Raw genomic sequence first — 15,978 nt, forward strand, 5'->3', positions numbered from 1 at the left:
TCCTATTTGTCAATTTTAGCACATTTACAAAAAAAATACAACCAAAATAAGACACTATTAAATAAATATATATAATTTTAATTTTTAAATCCGGATATTGAAAAATAAAAAATAGCAATAAAATACTTGATTAAAAAAGTAAGAAATGATAAAATAATAATATTTCATTATAATAAAAACATAATTTTTTTTAATTTTATGTTATAATATGATAGATTTTTTGAAAGGAGTAATATTTTGAGAAGAGTATATTTAGACAATGCAGCTACTACAAAAGTAGATGATATTATAAAAGAAAAGCTTTTTAATGAATTTGACAATTTTTTTGGAAATCCTTCAAGTGTACATAGTGAAGGACAAAAATCTAAGATGATATTAGAAAAATCAAGAGAAAAAATAGCTGATTTATTAGGAGTAAAGTCAAGAGAAATTATATTTCTTAGCAGTGGAACAGAAGCAAATAATAGTGCAATAAAAGGAATTGTATATAAAAATCCAGATAAACATTTTATGACTACTAAAATAGAACATTCCTCTGTTTTAAAAACATTTGAATATCTTGAAAAAAAAGATTATAAGATAGATTATATTTCAGCAGATAATAAAGGAGTAGTAAATATAGAAGAACTAAAAAGTAAAATAACAAAAAAGACAAAACTTATTTCCGTAATGTTTGCTAATAATGAAGTAGGTACAATTCAGCCAATAAAAGAGATAGGAGAAATATGTAAAAAAAATAATATTGTATTTCATGTAGATGCAGTTCAAGGAATAGGAAAAGAATTAATAAATCCAAAAAATTTAAATATTGATATTATGAGTTTTTCATCACATAAATTTTACGGGCCTAGAGGAGCTGCGGGATTGTATATAAATACTGGTATTGAATTAGAAAAATTACTTCATGGTGGAAGTCAAGAAAGAAAAAAAAGAGCAGGGACTGAAAATATATTTTCTATATATGGAATGGCTGAAGCATTAGAGCTTAGTTATAGTAATATTTATAAAGAAAAAGAAAAAATAAAAGAATTAAGAGATTATTTTGAAAATAAAATATTAAATGAAATAAAAGATATAAAAATAAATTGTAAGGATTCTAAAAGAGTTGTAAACATTTCTAATATAACAATAAAAAATATTGAAGCTCAATCAATTTTGTTTAATTTGGATTTGAATGGGATAGCAGTAAGTGCAGGATCTGCTTGTGCCTCTAGTGCACTTACACCTTCACATGTATTAGAAGCAATTGGACTTAATAAAGTAGATGCAAAATCTTCAATAAGAGTTAGTTTAGGAAGATATAATACAAAAGAAGAGATAGATTATTTTATAGATAAATTATCTTTAGCAGTAGAACAAGAAAGAAATTTAAATTTTTAAAGTGTCAGCGCTGACACTTTAAAAATATTTAAATATAAAATAAACTTTAAATAGATAAAAATATCCATTAGATAGAAAAGAGTATTATTTTATTAAGGTTTAAAAATATTTAAGGAAGGAGAAATTTAATGTCAAATTTTAATATAAAAAATTATACAAAATATTTAGAATATAAAAAAGAAAATAAAGATATTACTGTAGCTGTAGGAATGAGTGGAGGAGTTGATAGTTCTACTGTTGCATATTTATTAAAAAAACAAGGATACAATGTAGTTGGGATAACTATGAAACATTGGGGGGGAATGAATGAATTAAATAAAGATAGTAAAACTTGTTGTTCTTTAGATGATATTTATGATGCTAAAAAAGTATGTGATGATCTTAAGATAAAACATTATGTTATAAATCTTGAAGAACCTTTTAAAGAAATAGTTGTAGATTATTTTATTGATGAATATATAAATGGACGTACTCCAAATCCATGTATGGTATGTAATAGAAATATAAAATTAGGGAAATTAATAGAGTATGTAAGAAAATTAGGAATAAATTATTTAGCTACAGGACATTATGCTAAATTAAAAGAGGGAATACTTTGTATAGGAGATGATCCCAAAAAAGATCAAGTGTATTTTTTATCACAAATTAAAAAAGAAAATATGAAATATTTAATGTTTCCTATAGGTGATTTAGAAAAACCAGAAGTAAGATTTTTGGCAAAAGAGCTTGGAGTTAGAGTATATGCTAAAAGTGAAAGTCAAGAAGTATGTTTTGTAGAAGATGGCAAATATAAGGAATTTATAAAAGATATAACTAAAAAAGACTTTGAATCAGGCGATATTGTTGATAGAAAAGGAAATATATTAGGGAGACATAATGGTATAATTAATTATACTATTGGCCAAAGAAAAGGACTTGGACTTGCGCATCATAAGCCATTATATGTATATAAAATAGATGTTAAAAAAAATCAAATTATAGTATCAGATGATAAAGATTTATTTAAAGATACAATATATGCAGAAAGCATCAATTTGTTATTATTTGATAATATAAAAGAAATAGATGGGCTAAAATGTATGGCAAAATCTAGATCAAGAGATAAATTTCATAAAGGAATAGTAAAAGTATTAAATGATAATGCAATTTTATTTAAAGCAGAAAATGAAGAAGAGAATTTTCGAGCAGTTACTCCAGGACAAGGACTTGTTCTTTATAGAGAAGATGGAGTAGTTATAGCTAGTGGATTTATAAAATAGGAGAAATATATGCAAATAAGATATATAAAAGCTAGTTTAGCTACTATGATTACTATTTATTTAGGGGAAATATTTAATATTGATTCTCTTTTTTTTGCTACAATAGCAGCTGTAATTTCATCTCAAATATCTCATATAGATACAGTTATAGTAGGTAAAAAAAGGATATTTGGAACAATACTTGGTGCAACAGTAGGAATGATATTTGCTTCTCTTTTTAAAAGCAATATTTTAATAATAGGAATAGGAATATATTCTATAATTTATATTTCAGATAATATTATAAAAAGCTCAGCTGCAAATGTAGCCTGTATAGTATTTTTGGCAATAATGTTAAATTATGGAAATAAAACACCTTTTATATATGCATTAAATAGATTAATAGACACAAGTTTTGGGATAATAATAACTATTATTGTGTCTATGTCATTATCTTTAATAAATAAAAAATATAAAATTTTTAAAAAATAGTAAAACTAGAAAATTTTATTTTTCTAGTTTTTTTCTATATTTATCTATAATTTTTTCTAATTCATTATTTTTTCGAGCTAAATACAATAAATTATCAAATTCTTGTCTAAAAGAAAGAGAGTAATCAGCTTTAAAATATTTAGAATATCCAATATAAACAGGTTCTTTTGTGATTGTAAACTCTATATTAAAATCAGAAAGTTTTTTATTGGTAACTTTATTTTTTCTTAAAATTTTTAGTGCATATTCAAAAGTAAATTTTTCTAATATTATAAAATCGACTCTTTTATCAATCAATTTTCTTAATTGTTGTTCGGGCGTAAGGGAAGTGTCGTCATATTTTATATATTTGTTAAAAATTAATTTTCTTAATTGAGGAGATAGCCAACCATCATATCCTCGTATATTTGCAATAGTTTTATTATAATAATCCTCCGGAAATTTTAGGTTATAATTTTTACTATCTTTTAAAGAAATCATAAAGGCTTCTTCAGTAAAAAGTGGCAATGAATAAGGGTATATATATTTCCAATCATATCCATGATAATATGGTGGAACTAATGCAAATCCACGTCCTTCTTTCATTAATATTTTTCCTCTTTCCCAAGGTATAGGTTGTATTTTTATATTATAATTTTTCATTTTAGAAAAAATATGATTTAATATATCTATATATAAACCTTTTGCTTCTCCATTTTCTTCATAAGACAGAGGAAAATAATTACTATCACAATATATTATAATTGGAGTATTTGATGAAAAGGTATACAAAGAAAATATAAAGTAAATAATTAATTTTAATTTCATTTTTTCACCACCTAGAATTATAGTTTATAATAATATATACAAATTTCTTTTAAAAATCCTTTAAAAAAATTTGTATATATAAGAGGTAAAAAAAGAGGAATATATAATTATAATATTTAAGAAAAGAAAACAGATACTATATATTATAGATATAAATATTTTTATAAAAATTAGATGAGAAAGAAATTTATATAGAAATATAGAACAGGAGATAAGAAATTTTAATGTATAATATATAAATCTAAAATAAAGTGTCATCGATGACACTTTATTTTAGATCACGGAAAAAAACAACTTTATCTTTACTGGTTTTCTTAGCTTTATACATAGCAGTATCAGCATATTTTATCATTTCATAGAGAGAAATTGGATTATCTTCTAAAAGACTAGTAGCACCAAAACTAGCAGTAATTTTTTTATCTAAGCTCTTTATTTTTATCTTTTTTAAATTATCTTTTAATTTAGTTAAAAAAGGGAACGCTTCATCATAATTTATATCTCTAAGAAGAATTAAAAATTCTTCCCCACCGTATCTATAAAGAAAATCTTTTTGTTTAATATTCTTTTTTAATATTTTTGATACATTTATTAATACCTGATCACCAATATCATGTCCATAGGCATCATTAATATGTTTAAAATTATCTAAATCTAACATTACACAGAGTAGAGAACTTTTATTTTTTAATGAATAATTAAAAACTTTTTCTCCTACATTATCTAGAGAAAGTCTATTATAAGCTCTAGTTAAAGGATCTATTTCTACTTGCTCTCTTAAAACTTGTCTATAATTTTCAAATAAAGTTAGAAATTGTGCGAAAAATTCATTTGCTCTTTTTATATATATCCAATCAATTTTATCATTATCATTATTTATTTTTAATATTTGTTTTAAAGCAAGAATATGAATATCAAAAATATCCATTATATCATCAATAATAAAATGGTTTTTTATAAATAAATCATTATATACAGAAATTAAAGCTTCTTCTTCATCATTGTTTAAAAGATATGTTTTAAGCCATTTGGTATAGATATCTTTTATTTCCTGTATATTATCTTCAAAATTCAAAATTTATTCACCTCCTAGAATAACACAAGTAGCATCATCTATTTTTATACTAAATTCTTTTAAAATTTTTTCTGCAGTTTCTTGATAATCAGTTATATTTTGTGTAGTGATATAGTTTAAATAAGTATCTTTTATACCATCACTATTTATTATTAATTTTTCTTTATGAAAATTAGTATCAAGAGTTTTTATTGGTATTTTTCTATCAATTTTTCCTAAAACTCCAGCTTTATTTATTAGTTTTTTAATACCTTTATCTGATAATAAATAAGCACTAATATTACCTATATTAAAATATTCTAAAAAATTTTTATGAATAATAGAAGCAAAAATTACACATCCTCTTGTATTATGTAACTTATTATTTAAATCTAAATATACTTTATTTAAATTATCACTTTTAAAATCATTTAAATACTCTTTTATAAGATTTGCTACAAAATAAGCTTTTTCGCCATGACCAAGAGCATCAGCTATAACTACTAAATAAGAGTGATTTAATTTTTTAATATAAACTAAATCCCCGCTATGTTCTTCAAGGTAATGAGGTCTAGTTGCAACTCCAAATATCAAATTAAAATTTTTATTATTATTATTACTTTGTGATAACATAACAGTTATTTCGAATCCATTATATTTATTTTTTTTAATATCAAAAAAAGAAGAATTACTTTTAATTACTTTTAAACCTAAACCTAATCCATTACTTAGTTTTAATACCTTTTCATTTTTTTCTCCATAATCAAACGCAATAATTTTTATATTATTTTCGATAAAAGATATATCAATATAACCGTAACCACCATATTTTAATATATTTGTAGCCAATTCACGCGTGATTAATAAAACTTTATCGTTAAAAATCAAATTATCTTTTAATAACTTTTTTAAACGAAATTCTAAAATAAAAATATCATTTTCATCAGAGATATTAATGTGAAGAGGTTCGATCAAAATTTACGCCTCCTTTTTTGAATTATTACAATAGTTCCTTTATCTTTTTCACTATCTATATAAAAATAATCCATTAATCTTTTTACTCCAGATAAACCAAGGCCTAAGCTTGTTTCAGTTGTAGTAAAACCAGAAGTAGTAGCTTTATCTATATCAGAAATACCAGGTCCATTATCAATAGCAACAATTTCAAGAAATTCATTGTTATTTTCATCAATTAATTTTTTTGCTAAAATGCTTCCTGTTTTTGCATATCTAAATATATTTCTTGCTAACTCAGAAATGGAAGTAGATATTTTTGTGATATCTGATAAAGAAAATCCTAGTTTTTGACAAAAATGTTTTATGCTTTGCCTAGCTAAAATTATATCTTTTTCTTCTTTTACATTTATAATTATTTCATATTGTTGGAAATCAATATTTATCAAAAAAATCACCTCAATTATTGAGTTGCTTTGTCATTTCTAAAGCTTCCTCTAAATCTTTTACAAATGTTATCTCTCTAATATTTACTCCCATTTGAGCTAAGGTAAGAGAAACCATGGGCTGCATACCACAAATATAAGTATCACATCCAAGAAGTTTTGCCATTTTTGCAGTTTCAGTAAGAGAATAAGATATATAGCTATCAAGAATATCTACCATACTTATATCTAAAATTATACTTTTTAAATTATTTTGTTCCACTTCTTCTAATATTTGATGTTGCATTTTTTCTACAGTGGTATCATCTAATTCAATTTGAATAGGTACTATAAGATTCTTATAAAGTTTTATAGAGGTAACGACTCTTTCCATTTATTCCTCCTTAATTTTATTTTTCTAAAATTAAATAATTTAGTGCTGTTTCTAAGTCTCTTTTAACTATTACCATATTAAAATCAATTCCTATTTTAACTAAAGTATGAGCAATATTTGGTTTTATACCTGTAAGAATTACATTTGTACCTAATAATTTAATAGCATTAAATGTTTCAATTAAAAATCCACCAACTATTGTATCAATAACATTTACACCAGTAACGTCAATAATAACATATTTTGCTCTTGTTTCAGAAGTAAATGCTAATAATTTTTCAGCCATTGATTGAGCTCTTTCACTATCTAAAGTACCAACAAGTGGAGCTACAATAATATCTTTCCATAGTCTAAGAACAGGAACAGCTAACTCAGAAAGTACATCTTTTACCTCTTCTAAAACAACTTCTTTTTCTTTTAATTTTTCATCACTAAGATCTATTAATAATTTAATCAATTCTACAAAAGGAAAACCATTTATTTCTTCATTAAGTGTCTTTAAAGCAGTAAATACTTTTTTAAAGTTGTTTGAAGAAATAATAGGTCTTAAAGTATTTTTAATTTCAATTTCATTATTCATGTTATTTTGTGCTAAAGTAACTAAAAAATTTTCCCAATACACTTTTTCACTTATAATTTTTGAAAGTTTAATAGATAAATTTTCTAAATGAGTAATAATATAATCTTTCATTTTAACCTCCTAAATTAATATTTTTTCTAAAATAGATATACTGAAAAGACAGAAAAATCCTTTAAATTAAGAAGAAATATTAAATAGTAATAATATAGTAATATAATCTCTTAATAAAATCAAGGTGAAAATATAAAAAAATATATCTAACAAGGGAAAAATGTATGTAGTTAAACTTATAATTTTCAATTTGTCTTAAAAAAATGTTTAAATATATTTTAAATTATGTTATAATAATGGCTTTGTAAATCAAATGAGAGATTAGGAAGAAAAACGAAAGGAGAGAAAGAGTGTTAAACGTAAAATCAATTAAGAATGATATATTATCAGGAGTTACAGTAGCTTTAGCCTTAGTACCAGAAGCAATTGCATTTTCATTTGTAGCAGGAGTAAATCCGGTAATAGGTCTTTATACTGCATTTATGATGGGATTAATTACATCTATATTTGGAGGGAGACCTGGAATGATATCTGGAGCTACTGGTGCAATAGCTGTAGTTTTTGCAGACTTAGTAAATTTATATGGTATAGAATATTTATTCGGAGCAGTAATTTTAATGGGGATATTTCAAATGTTATTTGGAATATTAAGATTGGGGAAATTTGCTAGAATAATACCACATCCTGTTATGTTAGGATTTGTAAATGGTTTAGCAATAGTAATATTTAAAGCACAATTAAGTCAGTTTAAAGTGTTGGATAATTCAGGAAATTTTATATGGATGAAAGGTAAAGAGTTATATATAATGTTAGCGTTAGTATTATTAACTATGTTAATAATTAATTTATTACCAAAATTAACAAAAGCAGTACCAGCAACATTAGTTGCAATAATTGTGGTTACATTAATATCTATATATTTAAACAGTAAAGGTTATAATATAAAAACTGTAAAAGATTTTGCTGGTGGAGAAATAAGAGCAGGATTTCCAGAATTTCATTTACCCAAAATACCTATAAGTTTGAAAACATTAAAAATAATATTACCATTTTCAATAACAGCAGCACTTGTAGGACTTATTGAATCACTTCTTACTTTATCACTTATAGATGAATTAACAGAAACAAGGGGAAAAAGTAATAAAGAATGTATAGGGCAAGGCTTAGCAAACTTAATAAATGGATTTTTTGGTGGTATGGGTGGTTGTGCTATGATTGGACAGTCAATGATAAATGTAACATCCGGAGGAAAAGGAAGATTATCGGGAATAACAGCAGCACTTAGTTTAATAGGATTTGTAGTTTTTGGAGCAAAACTTATAGCTATAATACCATTAGCAGCTTTAGTAGGAGTAATGTTTATGGTAGTAATAGGTACTTTTGAATGGGAATCGTTAAAATTAGGAAAGAAAATTCCTTTATTTGATTTGGCAATAATAATAATAGTAACAATTATTACGGTAGTACATGATTTAGCTCTTGCCGTAGTAGTAGGGATAATATTATCTGCTCTTAATTTTGCTTGGGAAAAAGGTAAAAAAATAGAAATAAAAGTAGAATACAAAGAAAATAAAAAAACCTATTATATAGATGGACCTTTATTTTTTGCATCGAGTTCAAATTTCAAACAAAAATTTTCACCTAAAAATGATGAATATGATAATATTATTATAGATTTTAAACATTCACATGTAATGGATCATTCAGCGATTGAAGCAATAAATTTTGTGGTTTCAAAATATAGAGAAGCTGGAAAAAAGATATACCTTAGACATTTAAGTCAAGATTGTAAAAAACTTTTAAAAAATGCTGAAGAAATAGTAGAAGTAAATATAATGGAGGATCCAATATATTACATAGCAGATGATATGCTAGACTAATAAATAAAAATGTCGGAGATTATCCGACATTTTTATTTATAATTTATTGATAGTTTCTATAAATTTTTCAAGTGGTTGAGCTCCTAATAAATCTAAATCATCATTAAAGAATATTCTAGGGACAGAACTTATGCCAAATTGTGTAGATAATTCGTTAAAAGCATTTGCTTCTATCATTTCAGCATCTATATTTTCATTAAGTAATGCTAATTTGTGGGCTGCAATAACTGCACCAGGACAATGAGGACAACTAAGTCCAATAAATACTTTTATATTTACTTTTTTATCAATGCTTTTAATTTGATTGATTAAATTTTCTGGCATATCTTGTTCTTTACCAGATGCTTCTAAAAGAGAAAAAATAAAGGAATTAATTTCATAGCCAGCTGGTGGACCATAAAATTTCATTCTTGTTTGACTATTATCTGATTTTAACAAAGTAAAACCAGGAGCTTTATCTATTCCATATAAAGTTGCTTTATCGTTTTCTGATTTAAAATTATAACTTTCTAATGATAATTTATCTGTAAGTTCTACAACCTCTTTTATTATTTCTTCTGTATCTTTTGAAATTTGTTCCTCATTTCCAAAAAATATAATTTTTACATTATTTTCCATATCCTTTAGTACATTTTTTAATTGAGACTTTATATCGTCGTTAAATATTGACATTATTTGTTGCCCCCTTTTTATTTTTATAAATTTTATTTTTTCATTACATATTCACAAGCAGCCATTGCAGCTTTAGCACCCTCACCACTTGCTATAATTATTTGTTTGAATGGAACTGAAGTAATATCACCGGCAGCAAATACTCCAGGTACATTTGTTTCACATTTTTCATCTATAATTATTTCATTAAAATTATTTAATTTAATAATATCTTTTAAAAAGTTAGAGTTAGGAATAAGGCCTATTTCTACAAATACTCCATCAGTTTTATACTCATAAGTTTCTTTTGTATTTTGATCTTCTATCATTACAGATGTTACATATTCATCTCCTTTTATTTCCTTAATCGCACTAGATAAAAGAATTTTATGATTTTCGTGTTCTTTTAATTTATCTATAAGTATTTTATCAGCTTTTAATGAATCTGTAAACTCAACAATTGTCACATGTTTAGCTATTTTTATAAGATCAAGAGCAGCTTCAACACCAGAATTTCCTCCACCAACAACAACTACATTTAAATTTTTAAAAAATGGTCCATCGCATGTAGAGCAATAAGATACTCCACGACCTCTAAACTCTTTTTCTCCAGGGACATTTAATTCTCTCCATCTATTTCCTGCAGATACAATTACAGATTTTGTTTTTATAGACTGTCCATTATCTAATGAAATTATTTTTATATCATTTTCTATTTTTAATCCAGTAACAAGAATACCGTCTTTAAAAGCAATTTCAAATTGTTTTACTTGTTCTTCAAATTTTTTAACAAGTTCTTCTCCTTCTATATAATTGTATCCCATATAATTTTCTATAGACTTTGTATCACTTACCTGTCCACCAATATTTTTAGTAACAAGAGCAGTTTTTACACCTTTTCTCATACAATAAACAGCAGCAGTCATAGCTGCAGGTCCGCCACCGATTATTACAACATCATAAAGTTCTTTTTCATCTAATTCTTTAGCTTTTGAATCAGCAGATAAATTTAAATTAAATGATAAATCCATAAAATCACCTCATTTTAATATTTAAGAATATTATACTAAAAAAACTATAAAATTCTTTTTCAAATTTTATTTCAAAATTGTAATTATTACAATTTTAATATAACATATAAATTTTACTTTGTCAATAATACTTTTTTATAGGCTTAATGTCAATTTTTTAATATTGTATTTGAAATTTGCTTTTTATTTTTTTGGAATTATTTTCTATATTTTATATTATATAACTTATTAAGATAATTTCCTAATTTTATTTAAATATGATAAAATATATTTAAATAGTAATTTTTATTTATGAGGTGATTTATGAATATACTTAGGCAAGTTTTTATTTTAATTTCAATTAATTATATCGGTAATCTTTTATCAGGTATTTTCGGATTAGTTATTCCTGGAAATGTATTAGGGTTTTTAATACTATTTTTACTGTTATTTAGCAAAATTATAAAACCAATTCAAATAGAAAAAGTTTCAAATTTATTACTTTTTAATCTTACATTTTTGTTTATACCTTCTGGAGTATCTTTAATAAATATTTTAGACAAATTAAAGTCTGTTTGGATTCAAATTTTAATTATATCAATTTTATCTACAATTATTACTATTATAGTAACAGCTTTTACAATTCAATTATTAATGGGGGATAGAAATGAATGATTTAATTTTTAATAATATTAATTTTGGTATAGTAATTTCATTATTTTTTTTCATATTTTTTACATATTTACATAAAAAAACAAAATCTCAAATTATTAATCCTCTTATTCTTACAATGGTATCAATAATATTATTCTTATTAATATTAAATATTCCTTTTAATTATTATAATAAAGGGGCAAAATTTATAGGATATCTTTTAGGTCCTGCTACTGTAGCGTTAGCGTTACCTTTATACAAACAGATCCATTTATTAAAAAAACATTTTTGGGTTATTTTAATTGGTATATTGGTTGGTTCTACAACGGCTGTTTTATCTGTATTATTTTTGTCAAAAATTTTTGGTTTAGATAGAATTACTATTATATCTTTATTACCAAAATCAATTACAACTCCTATTGGAATGAGTATAAGTCAATCTTATAATGGAGAAGTACCTTTTACTATTATTGCTATTATTATTACAGGAAATACTGGTGCTATATTTGCCCCTTATATATTGAAAATATTTAATATTAAAAATAGAATAGCAAAAGGAATAGCAATAGGTACTGCTAGTCATGCTGTAGGAACTTCAAAAGCACTTGAGATTGGAGAGATAGAAGGAGCAATGAGTAGCTTAGCTATTGGTCTTGCAGGTATTTTTACTGTTTTTATTATACCTATTGTTATAAAAATATTTAATATATAAAAAAACTGCTAATTTTTAGAAGTTTTTTTCTTTTTTTTAATTAACACCTAATTTTCAATAATTTCTCATATAAAAGTTTTAAAATATTAATTTATAAATCCATTATATTTCCTATTTTTTATATTTTTTTAATAAAAGAGGATTAATAAATAATTATTAACCCTCTTTATTTCTTTTTTTATTAATATTTTTAAATTTTTCCTACCAAGTCTTTTCCTGGTTTTAGTGTATCTTTTCCTTTTTCCCAATTGGCAGGGCACACTTCGCCATTATGTTCTGCTACATATTTTGCTGCTTCAAGTTTTCTAAGAATTTCTTTTGCATTTCTTCCTATTGGCATATCATTTACTTCTGAAACAACTATATCTCCTTCTGGATTGATTATTATAGTTCCTCTATATGCTAAGCCTTCATCTTCTTTATATACTTCCATTGCTCTAGATAAAGTTCCTGTTGGATCTCCTAACATAGGAAATTTAATTTTATTAATAGTTGGAGATTCATTATGCCATGCAAAATGTACAAAATGAGTATCAGTACTTACAGAAATCACTTCGGCTTTTAATTCTTTAAATTTGTCATAATTATCTGCCATATCTCCCAGTTCTGTAGGGCAAACAAAAGTAAAATCAGCAGGATAGAAAAATAATACTGTCCATTTCCCTTTATAATCTGATAATTTTATTTCTTTAAATTCTCCTTCATGAAATACATTAAATACTGTATCTACTAATTTTTTCTCAACAATTTCATTTCCTTCTATTATATCATAATAAAAATCATTTAAATTTCTTCCAATTACTGCCATATAATTACCTCCTTATTTATTTTGTAATGATTACATTTTTATTATAATTTCTTTTTTGGAAAATGTCAAGAGGTTAAACAATAATTTATATTATTAAAATATTTAATTTTTCTCCATTACTTATTGTAGATACTGCAAATTCTGCATTTGATAATATATAATTTATGTCATTTATTGTTTTTTCTCTAAAATAATGTGTCACTCCATAAGAAAAACTAAAATTTAATAATGAATTTAAATGGTCTTTAATATTTACATCTAAGTTTATTATGTCTATTTTTTCTAATCTTTTGTTGATATTTTCTACTAACATATAAAAAACGGTATCTTTATATTTTCCTATTTTTGTTGGAGAATTATTAATTTCTATCTCCTTAAGAATTAAAGATATATTTTCTAATATTTTTTTCATAAAACTTTCTCCATATAATTTTTCTAATTTTTCAAATTGATTTATTTTTACAAATATTAATCCAAAATTGATTTCATTTTCTAATAATTCTGTTATATTTTTTATTAAATATTTTTTATTAAATATATTAAAATCATTATCAATATAAATTTCTTCTTTTGCTTTAGTATATTCTAAAATATTATGGATATATACTCCTATATTTTTAGTTAAATCATTTTCTATATTGATTTCATTAATATCATATTCAAAATTTACTGCTTCAAATATGAGCACTCCATAATACTCATCTAGATAATAAATAGGTTTAATTAACTTACTTACATGATATTCTCCATGCTCATTAAGAATAAAAATATTCTTGTTTTCTTTTCCTCTATTATAAAGATTTAAAAATTCAATATTTAAGTTTAAATTTTTTATTTCTTCAAATTTATTATCTTGATAAAAAAAAGCTTTATTATCAAAGACTATTTCGGCGGCGTCATATCTAATTAATTCTTTAAAAAATTTAAATATTACTTTTATCATCTCTTTTAATTCAAGTTTATTATTTATATATTCTTCAAATTTAAGTTTTCTTTCTAAATTATCTCTTTCTATTAGATAATTTATTTTTTTTTGGTTTATAGTTTTAAAAAATTTTTTTTGATTCATTTTTCTCCTCCTATTCATATTTTTCTAGTATGGATATTCTAAAATTATATTAATTTTCCTTTATTTATAGTTTTTTTATTTTAAATTTAATTCTAAATCTTTTTTTCATTAAAATATTTCTATATCTCATTTTTTTATTTAAATAATAACAATATATATATTATATAATTTTTATATAATATATATATTGTTATTATTTCTATTTTTAAGTTAAAATAATCAAAATTAAATAAATTTAGATGATAGAGGCGCGAAGCTTAAAAGTACAAATATGGAGAAACCTATTCTATGAAGTATTTGGAAAGGAAGATTCGCCGAAGTGTATAACCTTAGGAAAGTTATATGCTGGTTTTATGGATAATATCCATGAAACTGTCATTATTATTGTAGTATAATAATGGAGTGCTATCTGCTAAAAATGGGTGTTATATTTTACTATAACTTATATTTTCAGCTGATAGATGTATTCTCTATCAGCTTTTTTTTATAACTATTTGGAGGTTAAAATTATGAAATTATTTGGAAGTATGGAAAATATTAATGGTGTTTTACATATTGGTGGATTATCTGTAAATTCTCTGGTTAATACATATGGGTCACCATTATATGTTATTGATAGAGAACACGTAGAGAATATTATTGAATTGATGAAAAATTCATTTAAAAGTAAAAAGTTTTCTACTGAAATAGCTTATGCTTCTAAAGCATTTATTAATAAAGCTATGTGTCAATTTGTAAATGCTAAAGGATTGTCTTTAGATGTTGTTTCAGATGGTGAACTTTATACAGCTAAACTCGCTAATTTTCCAAGCGAAAAAATATATATGCATGGTAATAATAAAACTGATGAAGAATTAAGAATGGCAATTGAGTATAATGTGGGGACGATTGTTGTTGACAGTAAAGAAGAATTTTTTAAACTTAGTAAACTAGCTGAAATATCAAATAAAACTGTTAATGTAATACTAAGGGTTAATCCTGGAATTGATGCTCATACACATGAATATATTCAAACATCAAAATTTGATTCAAAGTTTGGCGAATCAATATTTGATGACTCTGTAATTACTTTAATTAAAAATATGATAAATCACGACTACATTAATTTTTTAGGTTTCCATTGTCATATAGGTTCTCAAATATTTGATGAAAAACCATTTTATGCAGAGGCTGAAGTTATGCTTGACTTTATTAAAAAAGTAGAAAAATTATTAAATTATAAAATAAAAGTATTAAATCTAGGTGGCGGATTTGGAATTTATTATTCTAGTGAAGATGACCCTATTGACTTAGATATTTTTCTTAAAAAAATAATAGAGATTTTAGAAAATAAATTAGAAGAAAAGAACTTGAATATAGAAAAAGTTGCTATAGAGCCAGGAAGAAGTATTATAGCTAATTCTGGAGTAACGCTATATAAAGTAGGAAGTACAAAAACTACTTATAGTGGTAAAAAATATATATTTGTTGATGGAGGAATGACTGATAATATTAGACCCGCTTTATATCAAGCAGAATATGAAGGTGTTATTGCTAATAGATTGAATGATACTACTTGTGATACATATACTGTCGCTGGAAAATGCTGTGAATCTGGAGATATTTTAATTAAAAATAAAAATTTTGTTATACCAAATAATAATGATATACTTGCAGTTTTTTCAACAGGAGCTTATAATTATAGTATGGCAAGTAATTATAATAGACTTAAAAAACCTGCTGTAATTATGGTAAAAGATAAAAAAGTAAATTTAATTGTAAAAAGAGAAACTTATGAAGATTTAATTAGAAATGATTTAGATTTTGAAGAATAAAGTGAGGG

Annotated in this window: 17 protein-coding genes and 1 riboswitch; of the genes, 7 read left to right on the plus strand and 10 right to left on the minus strand. The window is 23.9% G+C overall.

Annotated features, from left to right (window positions below; all coding sequences use genetic code 11):
* Positions 1-237 precede the first annotated feature (237 nt).
* From EV215_RS00705 to EV215_RS00715, 3 genes are all read left to right on the plus strand, one after another.
* Entirely contained in the window at positions 238-1,380 is a 1,143-nt protein-coding gene (locus EV215_RS00705) for a cysteine desulfurase family protein (protein WP_166667293.1), read from the plus strand.
* Between the two features lie 128 nt (positions 1,381-1,508).
* Positions 1,509-2,639 carry a tRNA 2-thiouridine(34) synthase MnmA gene (gene mnmA, locus EV215_RS00710; protein ID WP_134111913.1) on the plus strand — a complete coding sequence of 377 codons (1,131 nt, stop codon included), beginning with the start codon at positions 1,509-1,511 and terminating at the stop codon, positions 2,637-2,639.
* 9 nt (positions 2,640-2,648) lie between these two features.
* Complete coding sequence (locus tag EV215_RS00715; RefSeq protein ID WP_134111915.1) at positions 2,649-3,110, plus strand: FUSC family protein; 462 nt, start codon at positions 2,649-2,651, stop codon at positions 3,108-3,110.
* Positions 3,111-3,125: 15 nt separating this feature from the next.
* Here the strand turns inward: EV215_RS00715 and EV215_RS00720 are convergent, their stop codons facing one another.
* The 6 genes from EV215_RS00720 to EV215_RS00745 all read right to left on the minus strand — a co-directional run bounded on the left by EV215_RS00720 (position 3,126) and on the right by EV215_RS00745 (position 7,432).
* The gene (locus EV215_RS00720) at positions 3,126-3,917 is read right to left on the minus strand and encodes a substrate-binding periplasmic protein (RefSeq protein ID WP_134111917.1); all 792 of its coding nucleotides are present in this window, start codon (positions 3,915-3,917) and stop codon (positions 3,126-3,128) included.
* Between the two features lie 268 nt (positions 3,918-4,185).
* Positions 4,186-4,989 (minus strand): GGDEF domain-containing protein, encoded by an 804-nt coding sequence (locus tag EV215_RS00725; RefSeq protein ID WP_134111919.1) that lies wholly within the window; start codon positions 4,987-4,989, stop codon positions 4,186-4,188.
* Positions 4,990-4,992: 3 nt separating this feature from the next.
* Complete coding sequence (locus tag EV215_RS00730) at positions 4,993-5,943, minus strand: SpoIIE family protein phosphatase (protein ID WP_134111920.1); 951 nt, start codon at positions 5,941-5,943, stop codon at positions 4,993-4,995.
* On the minus strand, positions 5,940-6,371 hold the full coding sequence (locus EV215_RS00735; RefSeq protein WP_134111922.1) for an ATP-binding protein: 432 nt from the start codon (positions 6,369-6,371) through the stop codon (positions 5,940-5,942). Before EV215_RS00735 ends, EV215_RS00730 begins: the two co-directional genes overlap by 4 nt.
* Positions 6,372-6,381: 10 nt before the next feature.
* A complete protein-coding gene (locus EV215_RS00740) occupies positions 6,382-6,741 on the minus strand; it encodes an STAS domain-containing protein (protein WP_134111924.1) in 360 nt (119 codons plus the stop codon).
* 16 nt (positions 6,742-6,757) lie between these two features.
* A complete protein-coding gene (locus EV215_RS00745; protein WP_134111926.1) occupies positions 6,758-7,432 on the minus strand; it encodes an STAS domain-containing protein in 675 nt (224 codons plus the stop codon).
* A 290-nt stretch (positions 7,433-7,722) separates the two neighbouring features.
* Between EV215_RS00745 and EV215_RS00750 the strand changes: the two genes are divergently transcribed.
* Positions 7,723-9,252, plus strand: a complete 1,530-nt coding sequence (locus EV215_RS00750; RefSeq protein WP_134111928.1) for a SulP family inorganic anion transporter — start codon at positions 7,723-7,725, stop codon at positions 9,250-9,252.
* Between the two features lie 36 nt (positions 9,253-9,288).
* On the opposite strand, the gene pdo is transcribed toward EV215_RS00750, so the two are convergent.
* Positions 9,289-9,924 (minus strand): protein disulfide oxidoreductase, encoded by a 636-nt coding sequence (gene pdo / locus EV215_RS00755; RefSeq protein ID WP_134111930.1) that lies wholly within the window; start codon positions 9,922-9,924, stop codon positions 9,289-9,291.
* 32 nt (positions 9,925-9,956) lie between these two features.
* Positions 9,957-10,934, minus strand: coding sequence for an FAD-dependent oxidoreductase (locus EV215_RS00760; protein WP_134111931.1), 978 nt, complete (start codon positions 10,932-10,934; stop codon positions 9,957-9,959).
* A 303-nt stretch (positions 10,935-11,237) separates the two neighbouring features.
* Here EV215_RS00760 and EV215_RS00765 point away from each other — a divergent pair, with 303 nt between their 5' ends.
* Together EV215_RS00765 and EV215_RS00770 are read left to right on the plus strand one after the other, a co-directional pair.
* Complete coding sequence (locus EV215_RS00765; protein ID WP_134111933.1) at positions 11,238-11,588, plus strand: CidA/LrgA family protein; 351 nt, start codon at positions 11,238-11,240, stop codon at positions 11,586-11,588.
* On the plus strand, positions 11,581-12,279 hold the full coding sequence (locus tag EV215_RS00770; protein WP_134111935.1) for an LrgB family protein: 699 nt from the start codon (positions 11,581-11,583) through the stop codon (positions 12,277-12,279). Before EV215_RS00765 ends, EV215_RS00770 begins: the two co-directional genes overlap by 8 nt.
* A 190-nt stretch (positions 12,280-12,469) precedes the next feature.
* On the opposite strand, the gene ahpC is transcribed toward EV215_RS00770, so the two are convergent.
* Positions 12,470-13,087 (minus strand): alkyl hydroperoxide reductase subunit C, encoded by a 618-nt coding sequence (gene ahpC, locus EV215_RS00775; protein WP_134111937.1) that lies wholly within the window; start codon positions 13,085-13,087, stop codon positions 12,470-12,472.
* Between the two features lie 85 nt (positions 13,088-13,172).
* Positions 13,173-14,156 (minus strand): diguanylate cyclase domain-containing protein, encoded by a 984-nt coding sequence (locus EV215_RS00780; RefSeq protein WP_166667294.1) that lies wholly within the window; start codon positions 14,154-14,156, stop codon positions 13,173-13,175.
* A 235-nt stretch (positions 14,157-14,391) separates the two neighbouring features.
* Positions 14,392-14,572: riboswitch (Lysine riboswitch) on the plus strand.
* A gap of 93 nt (positions 14,573-14,665) precedes the next feature.
* On the opposite strand from EV215_RS00780, the gene lysA reads away from it, so the two are divergent.
* Positions 14,666-15,970, plus strand: a complete 1,305-nt coding sequence (gene lysA, locus EV215_RS00785) for a diaminopimelate decarboxylase (protein ID WP_134111941.1) — start codon at positions 14,666-14,668, stop codon at positions 15,968-15,970.
* Positions 15,971-15,978: the final 8 nt, after the last annotated feature.

The organism is Hypnocyclicus thermotrophus (assembly GCF_004365575.1).
GTDB classification, from domain to species: Bacteria; Fusobacteriota; Fusobacteriia; order Fusobacteriales; family Fusobacteriaceae; genus Hypnocyclicus; species Hypnocyclicus thermotrophus.